The organism is Leifsonia sp. RAF41 (assembly GCF_052114085.1).
Lineage (GTDB): Bacteria > Actinomycetota > Actinomycetes > Actinomycetales > Microbacteriaceae > Leifsonia.
The window spans coordinates 3,400,433-3,421,392 of record NZ_JBFREB010000001.1 but is presented as its reverse complement, the minus strand read 5'-3'; the positions used below and the strand labels follow the sequence as shown (position 1 = coordinate 3,421,392).

The following is a 20,960-nucleotide window of genomic DNA, read 5'->3' as shown; positions in this document are numbered from 1 at the left end:
TAAGACGTGGATGAACGCCTGATCGGTGTGGAGGACACGCGCGGGATGTGTGGACTCTCAGATTCTCAGATTTGTGATTATGCCTCTGACCAGGCGTTTGCCGAAACGACACGGCCGCTCGAAGCTTTCTTCGAAAGTACACCGCTGTAATTCACAACGGGGTACAAGCTGTGGATGACGTTGTGGGAATCGGCGCCCGAACGCGTGCAATTTAGGCCATACCGTATTGGTATGTGAGTTGGGAACTCAATATTCTCCCTCCTTGTGTCTTTCTCTCTTCGCCTTCTCTCAACGGTCGGGCTGATCGTCGCTGCGGCGCTCGTCGCGGGTGACCTGCAACCGGCTTCAGCCGCTGAACCCGCGCCCCAGGCCGTCGACGTCCTGTCCCTGCCCAAGCAGGAGTCGGCGAGTCCGGAGAACCCGGCCGGCTCGGTGCCGCGGGGCGACTTCGAGTCCGAGCCACGGCCCGAACCCGATGCCGAGCCGCAGAAGCCGACCGTCGAGCGCCCGGTAGAGCCGGCTAAGCGGTCGTCCACGTCGAAGGGGCCCGCCGCTGGAGCGACCGTCGAAAAGCGCGACGAACACTCCACGGTCTGGAAGAACCCGGACGGGACCACGACCGAGCTGGTTTCTCCTGACCCGATCAACGTGCGGGACTCTGAGGGAGAATTCGTCCCCATCGAGACCGGGGTGGACGGCACGGGCCTGCTCTCACCGATCGGACTGGGTGGAGGCGTCGTCGAGGATCACCCCTTGCATCCGTCATTCGCCGAGCATGCGAACGCCGACGACGCGTTCTCCGTCTCGAAGGACGGTCACACCGTCCGTTTCACCCTGGTCGGGACCAAGAACTCTCGGCTCGTCCGCAATCTGAACCCGTTGGCTTCGCGATCCGATCGTTCGAAGGTCGTGTACGAGGACGTACTCGACGGTACCGACGTGGGATACGAGGTGCAGAAGGCGGGGGTGAAGGAGACCCTGAAGCTCCTCAAGTCGCCGGGACGCTCGGGACGGTCCTCCTGGTCCTGGAGCGTCGCGGCCCCGGGCCTCTCGCTGTCGAAGGACTCGGCGACGGGGAACGTGACCTTCACAGACGGGAGTGGTCACCTCGTCTTCGTCATTCCCGCGCCGAGGATGTGGGACTCGTCCGGCGAGGAGGGCGTCAAGGAGCCCGCCGATCATCCCGTGGAGGTGGACCTCAAGCACACCGGGTCCACCTGGAAGGTCACCCTCACGGCGGACCGCGCCTGGCTCAACGACAACGACCGCGTGTACCCGGTCTACGTGGACCCGTCCGTGTGGTCGGACAACCAGGATGTGCACGCGTTCCGGTCGGACGGGTCGACTCGCACCAACACCGGCACGCTGGTGGGGAACGCGCGTGCCAACGGGGACACCTTCTGGCGCACAGTCACGCACTTCGACTACGAGTCGTACTTCGGAAAGCAGATCACGGACGCCTACATCTACGGCGTCGTGGACGGTGAAGGAACGACAAACGCTTATCCCGGTGGCGTCCACCACGCCACCGCCTTTTCCTATTACGGCGTCGGCGAGCACCTCTCGGCCTTTCCCGTTGGAGCCGACGGCTTCGCCCAGGACCCGAGGATCGAGAACCGCATCGCGTCATGGGTGAATGCGCGCTCGGCCGGGAATTACCTGATGATCGCCGGCGACGATCGGGGCGGGATCTACTCGTACAAGCGCCTCGAGACGGCCATGTACATCACCTACAAGGACTTTCCGACCGCGGGGAACCTCGTGGCTCCGTCACCGTCGAACGGCGGTTCGTCATCCATCAATCCCACACTCGCCATCGCCGGGGCGACGGACCCCGGCGGTACGGGCCTCGCCTACCAGTTCCTGGTCTCCGAGAACCCCAATCCGTCGGCCGGCGCGGTGTGGGGGTCCGGCTGGACCAGCCAGACGAGCATCAAGGTTCCGCAGTGGGCCCTGCAGGCGAACAAGACCTACTACTGGAAGGTGCAGGTCAAGGACGGCTACGACGGGTGGCTCGGCACCTCGACCGTGCGCGACAGCGCGACGTGGCGATTCGCGACGACACCGCCGCCGACCCCGAACGCCGACACGGCTTCGCCGGTCGCTGAGCAGGTCGTGACGACCGTCGCGCCGACGTTCACCATCGACCCGGTCGCCTCGTCATCCGGCGCGACGCAGTACCAGTTCCAGGTCGCGACCGGCGCCGACGCCAACACCGGACAGGTTGTCGCCTCCGGGTGGACGACCAACACGTCGTGGACTCCGCCCGTCGGCACCCTGCAGGACGGCGGGCGCTACAGCTGGGGAGTCTCCGTCAAAGACGGCGCGACGACCTACCTGCCGTTCTGGGCGAAAGCGTTCACCGTCAACCTCCGGATCGGCGACGCCGGTCCAGCACCGGCCGATACCGCTGGGCCGCTGACCGTGAACCTGGCCAATGGGAACGCACACCTCTCGTTCTCTTCGCCGACCGTGCAGACGCTCGGCGGCGAGATGGGGTTGTCGTTCGCGTACAACTCGCAGCAGCAGTCCAATCGGGGGCTGACGGCTCGATACTTCGACGTGACTCCGGCCGCCGGAGCCAACCCTGCCTACACGTTCGGCGGTCGTACCGCTCAGCTGGTCCGAACGGACGCGGCCGTCTCGTTCGACTGGCGCTATGGGTCCCCGGGGCCGGCGATCCCGGCGGACTACTACACGGTGCAATGGACGGGTTACATCACGCCCCCCGCGGCGGGCAACTATACGTTCGGATTCCTCCGCGACGACGGTGCGCGACTGAAGCTCGACGGGAAGCTCATCGCGGACTTGTGGACGATCGGCCGACAGGATCGCATCGACTGGCTGCCGTCGACCGCTCTGAAGGCGGGGGCGACGCCGATCACCGTGGAGTCCTACGAAGCGGATGCCCTGGCCCGCATCGAACTCTGGGTTCGGGATGGCAGCGGCAAGGAGTACGTCGTGCCACCGGATTGGTTCAGCACGAGTGTTCCCGTCCTTCCCGGCGGCTGGGCGTCGTCGACCGCTCTCACCGGTGCCGATGGCTACCTGCGCGCACAGATCACCGAGTCCGCCGTCATCCTGATCGACTCGAAGGGCGGCGTACACACCTACACGAAGAACCCGATCGCCATCGGCTCCGCGGTGCCCGCCGGGTACACCGCGCCGCCGGGGGAGGGGGGCGTCCTGGCGCTCGACAAGTCGGGCAACGTCACTCTCACCGACGAGTCGGGGACGGCCTACGTGTTCGACGCCACAGGTGCCGTCAAATCGATCTCCACGGTCGAGGACACGCGTAAGCCGTCGCTGCCGATCGCGTCGTGGCGCGCGGGTACCACGCAGCTCGACCGGATCAGCGATCCGCTCTCCGCTCTGGCGGGCGGAGGCTACGGGCGGGAGGTGAGGTTCGCCTATGCCGGCGACTCCGCAGCGTCGATCGGTCTCGGCGCGGCCGACTCCGATCTCGCCGGTGGGGCCTGTCCGGTGCGCGGTGGATACGCGCCGCCTCCGGCCGGCATGATCTGCCGAATCATCTATCCCGGCCACGTAGCGGGCTGGTGGGACAACACCGAGCTGCTCTACAACGGGAACGGTCAGCTGGCGGGCATCCTGGACCCGGGTCCGGAGCTCACCACCTTCGCTTACGACAGTGCCGGCCGCCTGACCACCGTGCGCGACCCCCTCGCGAACGAGTGGATCATCGCCGATGGATCCCGCGCGCAGCTTGCGCTGTCGCCGACGACCGCGACGACGATCGCCTATGACGGTTCCGGCCGTGCCACCTCGGTGACGCTTCCCGCGCCGGACGGTGTCACTGCCGACGCTCGACCGGCGAAAACGTACGCCTACGGCGACCACACCACCTTCGTCGATGTGAAGGGGCTGGACGTCCCCGCAGACGGTGTGTCCAACGGCCACGCGCGAACGGTGACCTTCAACGACGCGCTGCAGCAACAGGCCGACACGTCGGCCTCCGGCCTGACAGCGCGTACGGAATGGAACGTCTTCGACCAGCTGGTGTCCTCCCAGGATCCCCAGGGCCGGAAATCGACCCGCCTGTACAACGGTCGTCACCGGCTCACCGACACCTACGGTCCCGCGCCTGCTTCGTGCTTCGGTGCGGGGGGCGCACCGGAAGGCGCTTGCGCGGTGAGCCCAGCGCATACCCGCACTGCCTACGACGAGGGCCTGCGCGGACTCAGCGTCCAGTACTTCGACAACACATCGTTCGCGGGCAAGCCCAAGGCATACTCGCTGGGGCTCGGCCCGGCCGACGGAACCATGTCGAAGGACTGGGCAACCGCTGCACCCGTCGCAGGCATCCCCGCCGACAACTGGTCGGCCCGAATGACCGGCATGATCACCTTCCCCGTGGCGGGAACATACAAAATGTCGGTGACGGCCGACGACTCGTCGCAGTTATGGCTGAACGACATCCTGATGATGGCGGACGCGGTCGCCGGAGCTGCGCACGCGTCACCGGACGCCGTGGTCACCGTCGCGGCTGGGCAGTCGCTTCCGATCCGCATCCAGTACTGGGACGTCGGCTCCCTGGCGAGCTTCGCCCTCTACTGGACGCCGCCCGGCGGCACGCGCCAGCTGATCCCGGGGAGCGCGCTGGTTCCGGACTACGGACTCGTGACGTCGACCACCATCGATGACAGCGCACCAGCGGTGGCCGGTGTGGATCCCTCCCGGGTCACGGCTCTGAGCACGTCGACCGACTACGGCTCGGCTCCCTGGTACGGACTTCCGACGACGGAGACCGTCGATCCGGCCGGACTCAAGCTGACGACGGCGACCTTCTACGAGGCGGATGGGGCGGGCTTTCTCCGGCGTACCCACCGGGCGCTGCCGGCCGCGACCGTGCGGGGCATCCCGACCGGTACGGCGACCACCTCGACCTACTACGGCGACACGCAGACCCTGCAGGACGCGTGGGGCGGGGGAGTGTGCGGCGTGCCCGCATCCACGCCGCAGTACGGAATGCTCAAGCGCACGACGGACCCGACCAACTCGGACGGCGTCGCGATCGTCAGCGATACGGCCTACGACCTGATGGGTCGCGTCGCCGGCACGAAACGGAACGGCGACACCGAGTGGTCGTGCAAGTCGTACGACGGGCGAGGGCGGGTCATCAAGTCGACAATTCCCGCGTTCGCGGAGTCGAAGGCACGCACGGTCGTCACAAGCTACACCGCGAGCGGCACCTCGGCCGGTGACCCACTCACCAGTTGGGTAGAGGACGCGGCAGGTCGGATCACCACAGTTACCGACCTCCTCGGTCGGACGGTGAGTTACACCGACACGAGCGGCTCGGTGACATCGAGCGAGTTCGACGTGCTCGGCCGTGTGGTCTCCAAGCGGACGACGTACCCGAACGGTGGGGCGACGACGACATCGTTCGCGTTCAATCTGGACGGTTCGCCCACCTCGGTCTCGCTCGACGGTGCTCTCGTGGCGCAGGTCTCGTACGACCGCGGCGAGCCGGCGTCGGTGGTCTTCCCTTCAGGTGCTGATGCGTCCGGCAACGGTAGCGGAATCACCCTCTCCAAGGATGCTGCCGGTCGGGTGTCGGCGTTGGCGTTGACCCTTGCGGATGGCTCGATGGTCCGCGACTCGGTGGTTCGTTCCCAGGGCGGACGCGTGCTTTTGGACACGCTCTCGTCTGCCGCGGCGGATTACGAATCGCGTTATCGGTTCGACGGCGCGGGGCGTCTGGTTCATGCGTCGATCCCGCGCCATGAGTTCGAATACGGCTACGCGCCCGCCGCGTGCGGTGCGGATCCCATAGCTGGCAGCAATAGCAATCGCACACGGATGGTGGACGTGTTCGACGGGACCAGCTCGTCGACGGTGGACTACTGCTACGACAACGCGGACCGGCTCACAGGAACCGTTGCGTCCGGGGCGCTCCCCGACTCCGCTTGGTTGTCGGGAAAGAATCTGTCGGTTGTCGGACCGGGGGCATCTCTCGCGTACGACGCTCACGGGAACACCACCCGGCTGGCCGATCAGACGCTTGCGTTCGATGGATCGGACCGGCACGTCTCCACGGTGTCGGCCGACGGCTCGTCGGTTTCGTACGCGAGGGACGCGCTGGATCGCCTCGTTAGCCGCACGGCTGTGTCGCCGACGGGCGAGAAGTCCGTGACGCGGTACGTATTCGCCGGGACCGCCGACGCTCCGGTTGCGGAACTCGACGGCGAGTCGGTGCTGAGTTCGACCACGGCTGTCCTTCCGGGCGGTATAACGGTCACTCGTCCCATGTCCGGGGATGCGGTCTGGTCGTATCCCAACATCCACGGCGACGTGGTCGCAACCGCCGGCCCGACCGGTGTCCTGGTGGATTCGCTCTACCTGTACGACCCATTCGGGCAGCCGGTGGACCTCGCCAGCGGCCGGGTCGGCACCCTGGCGGCGGACGCGGCGGTTCCGGCGAACCAGCCAGGAACGGACTCGTCCAACGCCTGGATCGGCCAGCACCAGAAGCTCTACGAGCACGCCGGTGGCGTCGCAGTCATCGAAATGGGTGCTCGTCTCTATGTGCCGGGTCTTGGCCGCTTCCTCTCGGTGGACCCCATCGAGGGCGGAACACCGAACGACTACGTCTACCCAGACGACCCGATCAACGAATTCGACCTGACCGGGAAGGCGGCGGGATGGGATTGGGGCGCGGTTGCGGATGATGTGTCTGGAGCACTTGGCATCGCTGCGTTGTTCGGGTGCGGTCTCTGTGGCGCCGTTTCCGCTGGGATTTCGGCTGCTCGGGGGGTCTATCAAATCGCGACAGGCGACGTTGCGGGCGGTGTCATGAACTTGGCGTCGGCGGCCACCTTCGGGGCAGGCAAGGCGATTGCTGTGGTATCGAAGGCTGTACGATCCGTACGGCTTGCCAAAGCGCCCGCCTACCTGCGCGGCAAGCCCGCGAACGTCGCGAAACGAGCTGCGATTAAGGCGACGCATCGAAAGGTCATGAGGAATGTGGTGCGGCCGGTTCGAATTGCCGCCTACGCGCACGGAGTGGTTCAGGGTGCCGCATGGGTGCACAGTTACGCCTCGCGCATCAACGCCGGAAGGAGGCTCTATTGAGGGCGTATCTAAGGGCGTTCGTCCTTCGCTGGCTTTTGATTGTTATCTGTGTTTTCCCAGTCGGCGTTGCGATCTCAAACCTGCGTGGATACCAGTATCTCGACGATCCGTTCGGCCACGTCGTAGCCGCCCTGGTGATCGTTGCTGCTTCGGTGGCGGATTTCCTCCGGTCGCGGCAGACGAGCAAGAAGTACAACCCCGAGCAGTCCCTGCGTCGGGCGAGGCCGCAGTTGCCACCGCGGTCGCAGCTCGACCTCACCCGTCCGATTCTCGGTGTGTATGTGCGTGGCGAGCTCGCGGGTATTCATTCGTTGATCACGGTGTATCAGAACGATGAGGCCGAGTGGGTGGGAGGCTATGCGACCCTGGATGGTCATTTCTTTCCTCGGCTGGTTGATGGTTTGAAGGACATTCCCTGGGCTGATTTCGGGGCGGAGCTTCAAGAGGCCGGCATCTGGTTGCTGCCGCAGAGTGGTTACTCCGACAACGTCGCTGAGATCATCTTTGGCGACGATTCGGCCTCGTCGGCGCCGAAGGGCTTAATAACGCGTTGGCTCACTAGGAAATAGCTGCGTCTTGGCCACAAGGCGCGGTAACGCGGCGTTTCGAGTGCGCTCCCGCAAGCCCCACGCACGACACTTCATCGACACCCTCCGGGAAAATGACCGAATTCGCTCCAGTAGGCGCTCGTGGGCGTGGTCCTCTGCCGGTCGTCGGCGAACCTGTAAAAGGAGCCTTGATGAAGATCCCGATTGAAGAGGTTCTGCAAGAGCCGATCGCGAGAGTCGGATTCTGTCGCGCCGGCGAAGCGAGAGGTCGTTTCGTTTCGATTACCCCGTTGAAGCCGGTTTTCTCGACTATGCCGGAAGATGACACCATCATTTTTGACGTGGGCTTTTCGGGCCCGTTTCACTCCGACGGCGTACTAGTTGACGACTGGTATGTGGTCGCCCTGGAACACAGTGCATTGGTTGACGACCTCAGAAGCTTTGAAATTGATTGGGCACCCGATCACCTCAAAGGGCCAGTGGAAGCAACCATGTTTCCTGACCTCCGTCCCAGAGGAGGGCGAACGCGGCTCTCAAGCCTTCCGGGGCCTAGCTACGGCAAAGCGGAGTCCTTCGAAGCGCTACTTGCCCTTGCTGAGCTTGCTTGCACCGCCGACCGGTACATAGAGGGAACCGGGTACCCCGGACTCGACCAGAACGGTTTCAGTCAGAAAGCGATCTTGTCGAGTGACACGCCCGTCGAGGCGCTCATGGCTGCGTTGTCGGCCTACCGCTATACGCTCGCCGTCGTTCCAGCCGACTGGGGCCTTGAGCTGACGGACGACATTTGGAACGAGTTCCGCTCTCAATGACACCGGCGCACCTGGTCCGCGCCTGCGATCAAGTCTCGTGTGGTGGTGCATTTCGTTGTGCTTCGGCGTGGTGGGTCTGGCGCTCAGTTCGAGGACAGGTTGTTCGGTCACCTCGCTTCGTGTGTTGGGGACGAGGGTGAGGCAACTTTCGGCGGGGAGGTCGAGGTAGTGACGGCCCATATTGTGCACGGCCGGAGGTACGGATTTTACTGATGATGAACTCGATGCTCTGTTAGCACCTTTGCGATCGGGTGGGCAAGAAGTAGTGATGTTCTGCCGACCCGAGTGTCCCGCGCCGCGAGTTCGACTACGGGTATTCGCTGCGAGGACTCGCAATTGGTGATTGCTGGGTGCTGACCGCTCCTCCTCATCCGGCAGGCTTGGTCTGTGACCGGGAGCCCGGCGACGATTGGTGCCACGCACAGCTTGCGGTCGGGCTTAACCGAATCGGACGGTGCGACGACGCCTCGCTCCACCTTCGTGAAGCGTTGCGACATTCGGACTGGGACCACGTCCGCAGGATGTCGCGAAACGAGCCAGCGTCAGGGCCGCCCACCGAGAAATACGGCTCGCGTACCAAGCCTGAAGGAGGCCGTGTGGAAGGCGTATGTCGGCTGGTTCTCGAGTCGTTGGCTTCCGATGGTTATCTGTGCTTTCCCAGTCGGCGTTGTGACGGAGTCAGGTGACACATCGTGAGCGAATGGCTCCTCTCACTAGACGAGGTCCTTAGGGGCCATGCGGCGCGCGTCGGATACACGACGGCTGGGCCCGAGAGCGACAGCTTCGTGCTGTTTCTACCCGTGGCCGATTTTGACGGGGTGATGCTCTTCGACGTGCTCTACTCGCGGCCGGCTCACGACTTCGATGCCCAGATCGATGATTTCATGGTGTCCATCGGAGATCGGAGCACGGTCGAGCGTTTGGCCCGGGCCGAGATCCGCTGGTGCCCGCATGAGTTGCAACCGCTTGTCGTCAGAGCAATGTTTCCCCGGGAGAGCGGCATCCCGGAGCTCAGTATCGATTCAACTCCGACAGCTGGCGCCTATGGTCGGTTCGGGGGCGACGCGGCCCTTCGTGACCTCTTGATGGCGGCGTGCGACCCGCGCGATCGGCTCACGGGTTATGAGCGTCGGTACTCGAAATTGGATGGTACCCCGGATTTCGACGCTCTCTTCCGACACGTCCCAACGGTTGAGCCACTTTTGGCAATGCTGGAAGCATTCGGCAAGACTCTGGCGATTGTTCCGCTCGCCGGAGGTATCGCAAGGACAGATGACCCGTGGGCTGAGTTCCGGTCACAGTTACCTGCCTCTGGCCAGGCAGGCGCTTCTGAGGTGCCCTCACCGTCGGGTCGCACCGTGAAGCACGACATCGCTGCCTCGCTGTCGCCCCGGCTGCAAGACATCGCCTCGGCAGTCGCAGGTGTATTCGGTGCGTCGGTCGTCATCGCATCTCGCGAGAGGACAGGTGCACTCGAGCCGAGCGTTGAGTTCGCGGGAACCGAGCCGACCGGCGCGAGCATCCGCGTGTTTGAGGAGGGCGGGACCGCGCGTCTGGAGATCGAGAGCAGCCTCGCGTCCGGAAGAGTTAAGCCGCTTCGGATGCCTTTCGACGAAGCGCTCGGATTCCTGCAGCTCGCCGGCGAGTTCGGCGTCGTGGTTGTGGAACGGCGGGGCGACTTTGGGCGCTATCGCAAGTGGGGCCCGTGGACCACCGAATTTCTCAACACCCTCGGTGACAATGACCGAATACGCTCCAGTTGGCGCTCATGGGCATAGTCCTCTTTAGGCGAAACCTCAGGGAAATGAGTGCCATGGATCCATTCATCGACGTGTTGAACCGCCTCGCGGAAGAACCTCCAGGAGAGGTGGGGCGTCACGTGGTGGAGATTTCGCGCGAACCCGAGTTCGTGCGTATCGCCGCCACTCGCCCGGTGTCGACTGCTTCATTGGTTGTGCTGCCGACCACCCAGGTGCAGGTGGACGTCGTCGCTCCGACAGGGTGGCAAGAGGGTGACACGAGCGATGCTGACGACGGGTGGGAGGAGTTCTTATACGAGCTATGGGCCTACTCCGTCGTGCTGGAAACCATGGGACCGAAGCTCCGATATAGCTATGTCGCGCGGGTATCCGCGACTCGCGCTGTTGTGAGCGTGACTGACGGCCGTGAGGAAGCGACCTATCAGGTGGACCTCCCGCCGGAAGTCGGATTTCCTGACAGCATCGCCTCGGCGTACCACACAGGCCTACGCGAAGGCGTCATCAGGTGAACCGCGGCGGAGAAAGCCTCCAACGCTACTTGGCGAGCGTCGGATACACGACGGCTGATGCGGATGACTAAAGGCTATGCAGAACCGGATGAGCGCGGCCGGCGATTAGAGGACGAAGCCGAAGACGCATTTCAGCGCGGAGAAGTCGAACTGAGCGAGTCTCTTCTCCTTCGAGCCGCCCGGGCGGGTGGCCGCAGTGAGAGTCTGGACCACAATCTTGGAGTCGTTCAAGCCGCGCTTGGAAAGCATCAGGAGGCCATCGAGTCGTTCTCGCGAGCAATGCGGTACTCGCCGGAGTCCGTGGCAAACCGTGGGTATTCGTACGATGCCATCGGAGAGCCCGAGCTTGCGGAGACTGACTATCTATCAGCCCTCGAAAATGACCCCTCGGACGTCGAAACGCTCGTCAACCTCGGACTGCTGTACATCTCCGACGATCGTTGGGCACAAGCCGATCTGATGCTCGCGCGTGCCGTCAGTCTCGACTCGAGCGCAGAGTGGCAATACTCGGATGTTCTTATCCACAATCGACGACTCTTGGAGGCGCGTCGAGCGTTGGAACGCACTGTCGCGGCCGGTGAGAGCCGAGCCAACTTGGATCTTGCCCTGCTCGATATACGCGAGGGCCAGTCCGAGTCCGCAGAAAACCATTTTCTCGCTGCGATCGAGGCCGGTTCGTCTCGAGGGCGCGTCGAATATGCAACGTTTCTGCTTGACCACGAGCGGACGATGGAGGCAATCGGCGTCGCCCGCGCAGGAGCCCAACTCGGTGACGATTGGTGCTACGCGCCGCTCGCGGTCGGACTTAACCGAATCGGGCGGTGTGACGAGGCCTCGCTCTACTTTCGTGAAGCGTTGCGACATTGGGACTGGGACTACATCCGCAGGATGTCGATACCGGGGACAGACCTCGATCGGCAATGATGCGTGCCCTCATAGGCACCGGTGACCGGCCGGACGCATTGCTAGGTACCTCATCGACTCGAACAGGATCGGACCATGCCCAAGCCCCGTAAACGCAAACTCAACCGCGATTCCGACGAGACGGCTGAATCCGCCGCCGTCGCGCCGCGCGGCAAACGGAACCAGGTACGCCCAGGCACGTTCAATCGCGACGGTGAGCTCTTTACCCCCGAGGGAATCCTCGTCCAGCGAGTGAAAGCCGACCTCACCCAAACTGACGCGCTGAAGCTCGTCCGCAAGGGCGCTCGCGTCGCGTTCGAAGGGTGCGGCTGCGGCGGCGACGGAGGTGGGGGCTGCGTCCCGGCGTGGTCCACCTCGGAGGACTCCGCAGCGGCCGTTGCGATAGGCGAGCCACGCTTCACGGATGAGCATGGCGCTCCGACATGGATCGAGCACTGGTCGGGCGAAGGCCAGACAGTCGTTTTCCTTCACGGGGACATTCGATGGGGAACGATCGCGTGTTGAAGGCGAGAAGGCGTCAAAGTGGCGACGCCAAACGTAGTGATTTAGCGCCACTTGGTGGTCCAGGATCACACCAGTGGGTGATCTGTTTCGGCCGATCGGATGACGCGGGCGCCGCCTCCGCGCTGACAGGCTCCATCCATGCACCTGAAATTCCTCGTCCCGATCGCCACTTTCGCCGGCGTGACCGTCCTTGCCCTCACGGGGTGCACAGCCCCCTCCGACGGCGCCGCACGCGACGACGGAGAGCATCGAGTCTCCATCGTCTACTCGGCGTGGGTGGACGGCGGCGACGTGAAGTCCGTGGAGTACACGCACAACACTCCGGCCGACGGTGCGCTCGGCCAGGTGGACCAGCCCGGCACGCCGACCTGGAGCCTGACGGCCACTGTGCTGCACGACCGCGCGCTGACTGTCACCCCGACGGAGGGTGGGATCGCCCATTGCCTCATCAGCTCACCCTCCAGCAAGGTTGTCCTCGCGGTGAAGCAGGGCGAGGCCGGAGCGAAGGCCACCTGCGACGCGACGATCACGAAGTAGAACCGGGGACTAACGGCGGGGCAGCAACGGCCGATAGCTCTTCCTGAGCACGGATCGCTCATCGACTGGCCACGGATGGGCCGCCCTCGACCCAGGAGTGCAGCTGTGCTCGAATCCGTGACCAGTGCCGCCCTTGCGAGCGCCCTCGACGGCCTCGCGGCGCGCCAACGTGCCATCGCGAACAACATCGCCAACGTCAATACGCCCGGTTACACCGCGGAGCGTGTCTCGTTCGAGGATGCCCTGGCCGCGTCGGTCGCCGACCACGACGGCCACACCACAGCGACCACCGCCCGCTCCCTGGAGCCGACGCGCCTCGACGGCAACAACGTGAACCTCGACACCGAGACGCTCTCGAACGTCGACACCGTGCTGCGCTTCCAGTTCGCCACGCAGGCCGCCGGTAACCAGTTCTCCGCCATCCGCGCCGCTTTGAAGACCATCTGAGCCACGGATACGACCTCAAGGAGCATGACGTGACCTTCGACGCCATCGGGATCGCCGGAACCGGCCTGACGCTGCACCGCAAGTGGCTGGACGCCATCTCGGACAACCTCGCCAACATCAACACCGCGAAGCCGACCGACGGCGCCGCCTTCCAGGCCCGCTACATCGTCGCGCAGGAAGGGCAGGGCACCTCGGGCGTCTACGTCGAGGGCGCCGCCTACGGCAGTGCCGAGGGCCGGCTGGTGTACGAGCCCGACAATCCCGTCGCGGACGCGAAGGGCTACGTGCGCTACCCGGACATCGACCTGTCGACCCAGATGGGCGCGCTGATCATGGCCCAGCGCGGCTACCAGGCGAACGCCGGCGTCGTCGACCGAGCCAAGGAGACCTACCAGGCCGCTCTGCAGATCGGGAGGAACTGATGCCCATCCCCGCCATCGGCGCCCTCTCCGGCGTCACCGCGAACCCTGCGGTCACCGCGACCTCCGCGACGAACGGAACCGGGGGAGCGGCCTTCGGGAACGCGCTCACCAGTGCCGTCGACAACCTGCAGCAGCTGCAGGGCACCAGCGACCAGCTGGCCATCCAGGCCGTCACGGGAAACCTGGACGACATCCATAACGCCACCCTCGCGTCCACGCGCGCACAGGTGACGATGGAGCTCGTCGCCGGCGTCCGCAACAAGGCGGTCGACGCCTTCAACGAGATCATGCGGATGCAGGCCTGATGCCTCAGCAGGTAACCAGTTTCTTTCGGCGGCTCGGGGACACGATCCGCGGCTTCAGCGTGGCCCAGCGGGTCATCGCGCTCATCGGTGTCGCCGTGATCGCCCTCGGCGCGACCGGGATCGCCCTGTGGGCGTCCCAGCCGTCGTACACGCCGCTGTTCTCGGGCGTCGCCGCGTCGGACGCCTCATCGATCGTGGACCAGCTCCGCACGGACGGGGTGCCGTACCAACTCACGGACGGCGGCGCCACCATCCTCGTCCCGCAGGAGAAGGTCTACGACGAGCGACTGAAGGCCGCGTCGGCCGGGTTGCCCGCCACCTCCACCGGCGGGTACTCCCTGCTCGACAAAATGGGCGTCACGTCGTCGGAGTTCCAGCAGAACGTCACCTACAAGCGCGCGATGGAGGGGGAGCTCGGCAACACCATCGGCGCCATGAAAGGTGTCAAGACCGCATCGGTGCGCCTGGCGATCCCCGAGGAGACGGTGTTCGCAGCCGAGAAGAAGGACCCGACCGCGTCCGTCTTCGTCGAGACGCAGAACGGCGTCACCCTCAGCGCGGACCAGGTCCAGGCCATCGTCCACCTGACGAGCGCGGCGGTGGCCGGCATGAAGCCGACGGATGTCGCCGTCGTCGATGCCGACGGCACGGTGCTGAGCACGGTGGGCGGCGGAGCGACCGGGGGAGCGGACAAGCAGGCCAGCGACTACGAGACCCGCGTCAAGTCGGCGGTTCAGGAGATGCTCGACAAGGTCGTCGGCGTCGGCAATGCGACCGTCGCTGTCGCTGCGGACGTGAGCAGCGAGAGCGCCCAGCGCACCGAGGAGTCGTTCACGGCCCCCACCGACGCGCCCTCCCTGAGCGAGACCACGCAGAAGGAGACCTACTCGGGATCCGGCGGAGGCAGCGCCGGCGTACTGGGGCCGGACAATATCGCCGTCCCGAACGGCGGAACCGGCAACGGCACCTTCAACTCCGAGTCGAGCACGAAGGACAACGCGGTCGACAAGGTCACCGAGCAGCGCACCATCCCCGCGGGCGCCATCAACCGGCAGACCGTCTCGGTCGCACTCAACTCGGACGCGGTCGGCGGGGTGAGCGCCAACGAGGTCCGCAGCCTGGTGAACGCTGCGGCCGGCATCGACATCAAGCGCGGCGACTCGGTGAGCGTCGAGATGGTGCCGTTCAGCAAGGCGGGCGCCACCGAGGCGGCCAAGGCCCTGCAGGAGACGAAGGATGCGGCAGCCGCGGATCAGCTGACCAGCATCATCCGCACCTCCGTCATCGCGGCCGCCATCGTCGCCGCGGCGATCATCGCGTTCATCCTGTTCCGCCGGAGCCGCCGCCGTGCGGCCGAGCTGGATGAGCTCGCCGACGACACGGCCACGCTCGCCCTGGGTGCCGGGGGCTTCCCCATCGCGCTCGAGCAGGCGGCACCGACGGTGCCGATGCAGCTGGACCCGCTGCCCGATCTCCCCGCGGACCCGGAGGAGCTGGCGGCGGACCGGCGGAAGGCCGACATCGAGGCGCTCGCCGAGCGCGATCCGCAGCGGACCGCGGAGTTCCTCCGCAGCCTCATGGATGACAAGGCGGGCGTATGAGCACGGCTCTGAGCGGCGCGCAGAAGGTCGCCGTGGTGCTGATGAACATGGATCAGCAGCGCGCGGCCCAGGTGATGAAGCAGTTCTCCGACGAGGAGGCCGACGAGATCACCGCGGAGATCCTGCGGTTGCGGCGGGTGGATCCCGGTGTCGCCGAGAAGGCGCTGAGCGAGTTCCACGACCTGGCCACCCGGGGCACCGTGACGGCGCGCGGCGGACGGGACATCGCCGTCGGGCTGCTGGAGGCGTCGTTCGGTGCCGAGCGCGCCACCGGCGTGCTCAATCGTGTCGCATCCAACCTCGCGGGGAAGCAGTTCGAGTTCCTGGATGCGGTCGAGCCGGCACACGTGCAGATGCTCCTCGCCGGTGAGCTGCCGCAGACCAGCGCCCTCGTGCTCGCACACCTGCGGGCGGATCACGCGTCGCGCATCCTCTCCGGGCTCGACGATGTCGCCCGGACCGAGGTCGCGCACGCCATCGCGACGATGGGCTCGCCCAGCCCGGACGCCGTGCGCGTCGTCGCTGAGACGCTGAAGCAGCGCGCGAGTGCGGTCGTCTCGTCGCGGACGTCCTCCGACGCCGTCGGGGGAGTGCAGCCGCTCGTCGACATCATCAACCGTTCCGATGCCGCCACCGAGAAGGCACTGCTGGAGGCGCTGGAGCAGCGCGACCCGCAGCTCGCCGAAGAGGTGCGCTCGCGCATGCTGACCTTCGACGACATCGTCCGGCTGGAGGCGCGCGACGTGCAGCAGGTTCTGCGGGGCGTGGATGCGGCCGTGCTGGCCGTCGCCATGAAGGGAGCCGCGCCGGCAGTCACCGAGATCATCACGACCAACCTGTCGGAGCGCAACCGCGAGATCCTCGAGGACGAGGTGCGCATCCTGGGCCCGGTCCGCGTCTCGCAGGTCGAGGATGCGCGCGCGGAGATCGTCCGCGCGATCCGCGACCTGGAGGCGACCGGCGCGATCACCGTGCAGCGCGGGGACGAGGACGCGTATGTCGAGTGACGCCGCGCTCGCCTTCGAGCCACTCGCCGTCCCGGTTGTCACCTCGACGGAGCACGAGCGCGCCGCGATGGCGTCCGCTCGCTCCCGCGGGTTCGCTGCCGGGTTCGCCGAGGGGCGGCGCGCCGCTGCGGAGGAGCAGGCGCGCTGGCTCGTGGACGCGGAGGATGCGCGTGCCGCGGAGAGCGCCGAGACGGCCGACCGTGCCGCTGTGCTGGCGTCGGCCCTCCGGGGCGCGGCGATCGAACTGCGCGAGGCGACCGTTCCCGTCTTGGCCGAGGCGGAGACGGCGCTCGTCGATGCGGCGTTCGCGCTGGCGACCGCGGTTGTCGGCGTCGCGCTGGAGGACCGTCTGAGTGCCGCTCGTGCCGCCGTCGAGCGCGTGGTGTCTGCTGTGGACGCCGGCGCGGTGCCGGCCGTGCGCCTGCACCCGGACGACGTCGCGGCCCTCCGCCAGGCGGGTCTCGTCGGCGAGGAGCTGCGCCTGGTCGCCGACCCGGCGCTCGCACGCGGCGACGCGATCGGCGAACTGCCGACCGGGTGGCTGGATGCGCGCATCTACGAGGCCCTCGGACGCGCCAAGGAGGCGCTCTCGTGAGCGCCGTGCTGGCCCGCTGGGGCACCGCCGTCGAGGCCGCGGGCGTCGAACGGGTCGGCCGCGTCACCGGTGTCGTCGGGCTGGGAGCCGAGCTCGAGGGCGTCCCCGCGGCGATCGGCGACGTCGTCGTGATCGGCGAGAACCCGGGGGTACACGCCGAGGTCGTTGCCACCACCGCCGAGCGTGTGCGCGTGATGCCGTACGGACCGCTGACCGGCGTCGCCGCGGGCGCTCCGGCGCGGGCGGTCCGAGCGCCGCTGCTGGTACCGACCGGGCGCGGGATGCTCGGCCGCGTCGTGGACGCCCTCGGCCGACCGGTCGACGGCAAGGGCCCGATCGCGCCGGACGGCTTCGTCTCCCTCGGCAACCGCGCGCCCGACGCGATGCGCCGCGCGCGCATCCTGCAGCCCCTCGGGCTCGGCGTTCGCGTGCTGGACACGATGGTCACAACCGGTCGCGGGCAGCGCCTCGGCTTGTTCGCCGGCTCCGGCGTCGGCAAGTCGTCGCTGCTGTCGATGATCGCGCGTGGGACGGAAGCGCAGGTGTCGGTCATCGCCCTGGTGGGGGAGCGCGGACGCGAGGTGCGTGAATTCCTCGAGGACGACCTGGGTCCGGCCGGACTCGCCCGTTCCGTCGTCGTCGTGGCGACCTCCGACGAGCCGGCCGTGATGCGGCTCCGGGCGGCGTTCGCGGCGACCCGTATCGCCGAGGCCTTCCGTGACGACGGCGCCGACGTGGTGCTGATGATGGACTCGCTCACTCGCGTCGCCATGGCGCAGCGCGAGATCGGCCTGTCGGCGGGCGAACCCCCGGCGACCCGCGGTTACCCGCCGTCGACGTTCTCGCTCCTCGCACAGCTCCTCGAACGTGCGGGCACCGGCGAAACGGGGTCGATCACCGGCCTGTACACGGTGCTGGTGGACGGCGACGACCACAACGAGCCGATCGCGGACGCGGCCCGCTCCATCCTGGACGGTCACGTGGTGCTTGACCGACGGCTGTCGGTCGTCGGGCACTTCCCCTCCGTGGACGTACTCGGTTCGGTCTCGCGGCTCGCGACGCGGGTGACCACTCCGCAGCAGCGGGCCGCGGCGGTGGCGCTGCGCAGCATCCTCGCCGCCAGAGTGGCCGCGCAGGACCTGCTCGACGTCGGCGCGTACAAGCCGGGCACGAACCCGAAGGTGGACGCCGCCGTCGCTCATGCGGACGCGATCGACGCGTTCCTGCAGCAGGGAATCGGCGAGCCCGCCGACCCGGGGGAGTCGTGGGCGCGCCTGAACGGGCTCGTCGGGATGCTGGGAGGCGCGTGATGGCACGAGCGTTCGCACTGGCCGGGCTGCTGCGGTTGCGGCAGATCGAGAAGGAGCACGCCGCGAGCGACCTCGCGGCGGCCAACGCGCTGCGACGGGACGCGGGGGAGCGGCAGGCGCGCGCCATCGCCGCCCTGCACGCCGTGCCGGCGGAGGCCACGGACGCGGGCACCCTGTTCGCGATGGCCGCGGCGCGCGCATCCAGCCGCAGCATGCTCGCCGACCTGAACGCGCTCGCCGCCGAGACCGAGGCGCAGGCGCAGTCCGCACAGCAGGCGTTCACCGAGGCGAAGAAGCGCGCGGTCGGCCTGGAGAAACTCGAGACCCGGCATCGCGAGGGCGTCGTCGCAGGCGACCTCAGCGCCGAACAGGCGGCCATCGACGAGATCGCGACCGGTGCGTGGCAGCGCGCGCAGCAGGGGGGAGACGCATGACCATGACGGATGCGATCGGCCGGATCGCGCAGATCCAGGCGACGCTGGTGCAGCTGGACGGAGGAGCCAAGGCGACGGGGGCGTCGTCGTCCGCCTCGGCGACCTCGGCGACCTCCGCGACCTCCGCGACCGACTTCGCCTCGGCCCTTTCCGGCGCACTGGGCGCGACCGACGGAGCCCCGGCGGGCGGAGTGACCGGTGCGGATGTGGTCGCCGATGCCAAGAAATACCTCGGCGTCCCCTACGTCTTCGGTGGCACCAGCGCTTCCGGCATCGACTGCTCCGGACTCGTCCAGCGCGTGTTCAAAGATCTCGGGATCGACGTGCCGCGTCTCGTCTCCGGCCAGTCGACCGTCGGTACGGAGGTGCCGTCGCTCGCGCAGGCCCAGCCCGGCGACATCATTGTGACCAACGGCGGCGAGCACATCGTCATCTACGCCGGCGACGGCAAGGTCATCCACGCCCCGAGCGAAGGGCGCAACGTCAGCCTCGTCGACAACTGGATGAGCGACTCCGATATTGTGACCATCCGCCGGGTGGTGCCGCAGGCGGCTCCGGCTCCGGCGTCGGCGTCGGCGCAGTCGGTGCTGGCAGGGTACGGATCGGGTTCGTCGGCGCAGGCCGATATGCTCCGGTCTCTCTTCGCGTCGCTCGCGCAGGGGGGATCCCTGTGAACCCCGCTGCGGTGACCGCTGGGCAGCCTGCGGCTCCGGCCGGGCGGCCGGCGGCGGCTTCGGCCAAGGACTCGGGGGACGCGTTCGGCGCGTTCCTGCGGGGCGCGGTGGATGCGGCCCCGCGCGACACCCAGGGCGAGCAGCGGCCGGGTGCGGTGCGCCACGACGGCGGCCGACCGGGGACGCGCGGCGGCCATGCGGCGCACACGAAGAGCGCCGATGCCGTGGCCCCCGGTCAGGACGCCGGATCGCCCGCGGACGGTGTCGCCGACGCACGGCCCGAGCCCGCGTCGACGCAGGCTGCGGCGGCGGACGTCTCTGCGACCGTGGCGCCGGATGCCCAGTCGGTTGTTCCCGGGATCGTTCCCGTCGTTTCCGTGGATGCGCTCGCGGCAGCCGCGCCAGCAGGTGCGGCACCGCACTCCGCGGTTGCGACCACCCCGGCCGCCGGGTCCCCCATGGGCGCTGCTGCGGCTCCCGAAGCCGCCCCGGCCATCGCCGCGGCCGGGGGACTCGCGCTCGCCGCGCCGGCGCTGGCCGGAGCGACGGCTGAAGGGATGGCAGCGGCGCCCCGGGGTGCATCCGGCACGGCGTCACGGGCGACGGCCGTTTCCCCCGGAACCGATGCCGCCGCCCAGTCCTCCGGGTCTACCGCGCGTTCCGGTGGCTCACTCCCCGACAGCGCTTCCCCGACCGACGCGCTCACGACAGTGCCGACTCCGACCGATCCGGATACGGCGACCCCCGCCGCACCCGAACCGGCGACGGGGCGCGCGGGCGGCGTGCACCCGGCGAACAGCGGCACAGTGGCACAGCCAGCGGGTGCGCCGGCCGCAGCGGCTGCGCCGGTCGCAGCGACGGCCGGCACCACATCGGCGGCGAGCAGTCAGGCCGTGGCGCCCGAGCCCGCCCCATCCCTTCGCCCCAAGGGGCCCACGGTCGACGCCCCTGCCCCGGCAATCGCCCCCACGACACCGGCGCAAGCACCCGCTCCCACCGACCGCGCAATCCCGGCGCAGCCGGTGGCCCCCGCGCCCGCCGCATCCACCGCCCCGCCCCTGACCGCCCAACTCGCGCGGCCGGTGTTCACCCTCGCGGCGGCGGGGGCGGGCGAGCACGTCATGACGGTCCACGTCACGCCCGACACGCTCGGACCCGTGACCGTGCGGGCGCACGTCGGCGGGGAGGGCGTCCGCGTGGAGCTGTTCGCTCCGACCGACGCGGGCCGGGACGCGCTGCGCGCGATCCTCCCCGAACTGCGCCGCGACCTCACCGGGTCGGGGCTGACCGGCTCGCTCGACCTGTCGTCGCAGAACCAGCCGTCACCGCAGCACGAGTCGCCCACCGGTGGCGGGCGCGAGTTCCTCACCCGGCCGAGCGACGAGACACGACAGAACGCACCGGCCGCCGCATCCACCCGCCCCACCCCCGCCGCGCCCGCGGACGGGTCCACGCACACCATCGACCTGATCGTCTAGA

General features: G+C 67.5%; 18 protein-coding genes. All 18 read left to right on the top strand.

All coding sequences use genetic code 11. The features are described 5' to 3' along the window. Window positions 1–264: 264 nt before the first annotated feature. Complete coding sequence (locus AB4Y74_RS16610; protein ID WP_441800170.1) at window positions 265–7,092, top strand: PA14 domain-containing protein; 6,828 nt, start codon at window positions 265–267, stop codon at window positions 7,090–7,092. After that, entirely contained in the window at window positions 7,089–7,661 is a 573-nt protein-coding gene (locus tag AB4Y74_RS16605; protein ID WP_441800169.1) for a hypothetical protein, read from the top strand. Before AB4Y74_RS16610 ends, AB4Y74_RS16605 begins: the two co-directional genes overlap by 4 nt. A gap of 170 nt (window positions 7,662–7,831) precedes the next feature. After that, a complete protein-coding gene (locus tag AB4Y74_RS16600; RefSeq protein ID WP_441800168.1) occupies window positions 7,832–8,452 on the top strand; it encodes a hypothetical protein in 621 nt (206 codons plus the stop codon). Between the two features lie 692 nt (window positions 8,453–9,144). After that, entirely contained in the window at window positions 9,145–10,230 is a 1,086-nt protein-coding gene (locus AB4Y74_RS16595) for a hypothetical protein (protein ID WP_441800167.1), read from the top strand. A 35-nt stretch (window positions 10,231–10,265) separates the two neighbouring features. Continuing rightward, window positions 10,266–10,721 carry a hypothetical protein gene (locus AB4Y74_RS16590; RefSeq protein ID WP_441800166.1) on the top strand — a complete coding sequence of 152 codons (456 nt, stop codon included), beginning with the start codon at window positions 10,266–10,268 and terminating at the stop codon, window positions 10,719–10,721. Window positions 10,722–10,784: 63 nt separating this feature from the next. Continuing rightward, complete coding sequence (locus AB4Y74_RS16585) at window positions 10,785–11,645, top strand: tetratricopeptide repeat protein (RefSeq protein WP_441800165.1); 861 nt, start codon at window positions 10,785–10,787, stop codon at window positions 11,643–11,645. A 75-nt stretch (window positions 11,646–11,720) separates the two neighbouring features. Continuing rightward, window positions 11,721–12,149 (top strand): hypothetical protein, encoded by a 429-nt coding sequence (locus tag AB4Y74_RS16580; RefSeq protein WP_441800164.1) that lies wholly within the window; start codon window positions 11,721–11,723, stop codon window positions 12,147–12,149. Window positions 12,150–12,287: 138 nt separating this feature from the next. Beyond that, window positions 12,288–12,686: a hypothetical protein gene (locus AB4Y74_RS16575; RefSeq protein WP_441800163.1), complete on the top strand. Its 399-nt coding sequence runs from the start codon at window positions 12,288–12,290 to the stop codon at window positions 12,684–12,686. A gap of 105 nt (window positions 12,687–12,791) precedes the next feature. Beyond that, a complete protein-coding gene (locus AB4Y74_RS16570) occupies window positions 12,792–13,133 on the top strand; it encodes a flagellar basal body rod protein FlgB (RefSeq protein ID WP_441800162.1) in 342 nt (113 codons plus the stop codon). Between the two features lie 29 nt (window positions 13,134–13,162). Then, window positions 13,163–13,555, top strand: a complete 393-nt coding sequence (locus AB4Y74_RS16565; protein ID WP_441800161.1) for a flagellar basal body rod protein FlgC — start codon at window positions 13,163–13,165, stop codon at window positions 13,553–13,555. Then, complete coding sequence (gene fliE / locus AB4Y74_RS16560) at window positions 13,555–13,860, top strand: flagellar hook-basal body complex protein FliE (RefSeq protein ID WP_441800160.1); 306 nt, start codon at window positions 13,555–13,557, stop codon at window positions 13,858–13,860. The genes AB4Y74_RS16565 and fliE overlap by 1 nt, the downstream gene beginning before the upstream one ends. After that, complete coding sequence (gene fliF / locus AB4Y74_RS16555; RefSeq protein ID WP_441800159.1) at window positions 13,860–15,461, top strand: flagellar basal-body MS-ring/collar protein FliF; 1,602 nt, start codon at window positions 13,860–13,862, stop codon at window positions 15,459–15,461. The genes fliE and fliF overlap by 1 nt, the downstream gene beginning before the upstream one ends. After that, complete coding sequence (gene fliG / locus AB4Y74_RS16550; RefSeq protein ID WP_441800158.1) at window positions 15,458–16,468, top strand: flagellar motor switch protein FliG; 1,011 nt, start codon at window positions 15,458–15,460, stop codon at window positions 16,466–16,468. Before fliF ends, fliG begins: the two co-directional genes overlap by 4 nt. After that, window positions 16,458–17,063 (top strand): FliH/SctL family protein, encoded by a 606-nt coding sequence (locus AB4Y74_RS16545; protein ID WP_441800157.1) that lies wholly within the window; start codon window positions 16,458–16,460, stop codon window positions 17,061–17,063. Before fliG ends, AB4Y74_RS16545 begins: the two co-directional genes overlap by 11 nt. Next, on the top strand, window positions 17,060–18,373 hold the full coding sequence (locus AB4Y74_RS16540; protein WP_441800156.1) for a FliI/YscN family ATPase: 1,314 nt from the start codon (window positions 17,060–17,062) through the stop codon (window positions 18,371–18,373). The genes AB4Y74_RS16545 and AB4Y74_RS16540 overlap by 4 nt, the downstream gene beginning before the upstream one ends. Continuing rightward, window positions 18,373–18,807: a hypothetical protein gene (locus AB4Y74_RS16535; RefSeq protein ID WP_441800155.1), complete on the top strand. Its 435-nt coding sequence runs from the start codon at window positions 18,373–18,375 to the stop codon at window positions 18,805–18,807. Before AB4Y74_RS16540 ends, AB4Y74_RS16535 begins: the two co-directional genes overlap by 1 nt. After that, the gene (locus AB4Y74_RS16530; protein ID WP_441800154.1) at window positions 18,804–19,481 is read left to right on the top strand and encodes a C40 family peptidase; all 678 of its coding nucleotides are present in this window, start codon (window positions 18,804–18,806) and stop codon (window positions 19,479–19,481) included. Before AB4Y74_RS16535 ends, AB4Y74_RS16530 begins: the two co-directional genes overlap by 4 nt. Then, window positions 19,478–20,959 carry a flagellar hook-length control protein FliK gene (locus tag AB4Y74_RS16525; protein WP_441800153.1) on the top strand — a complete coding sequence of 494 codons (1,482 nt, stop codon included), beginning with the start codon at window positions 19,478–19,480 and terminating at the stop codon, window positions 20,957–20,959. The genes AB4Y74_RS16530 and AB4Y74_RS16525 overlap by 4 nt, the downstream gene beginning before the upstream one ends. Window position 20,960 lies beyond the last annotated feature (1 nt).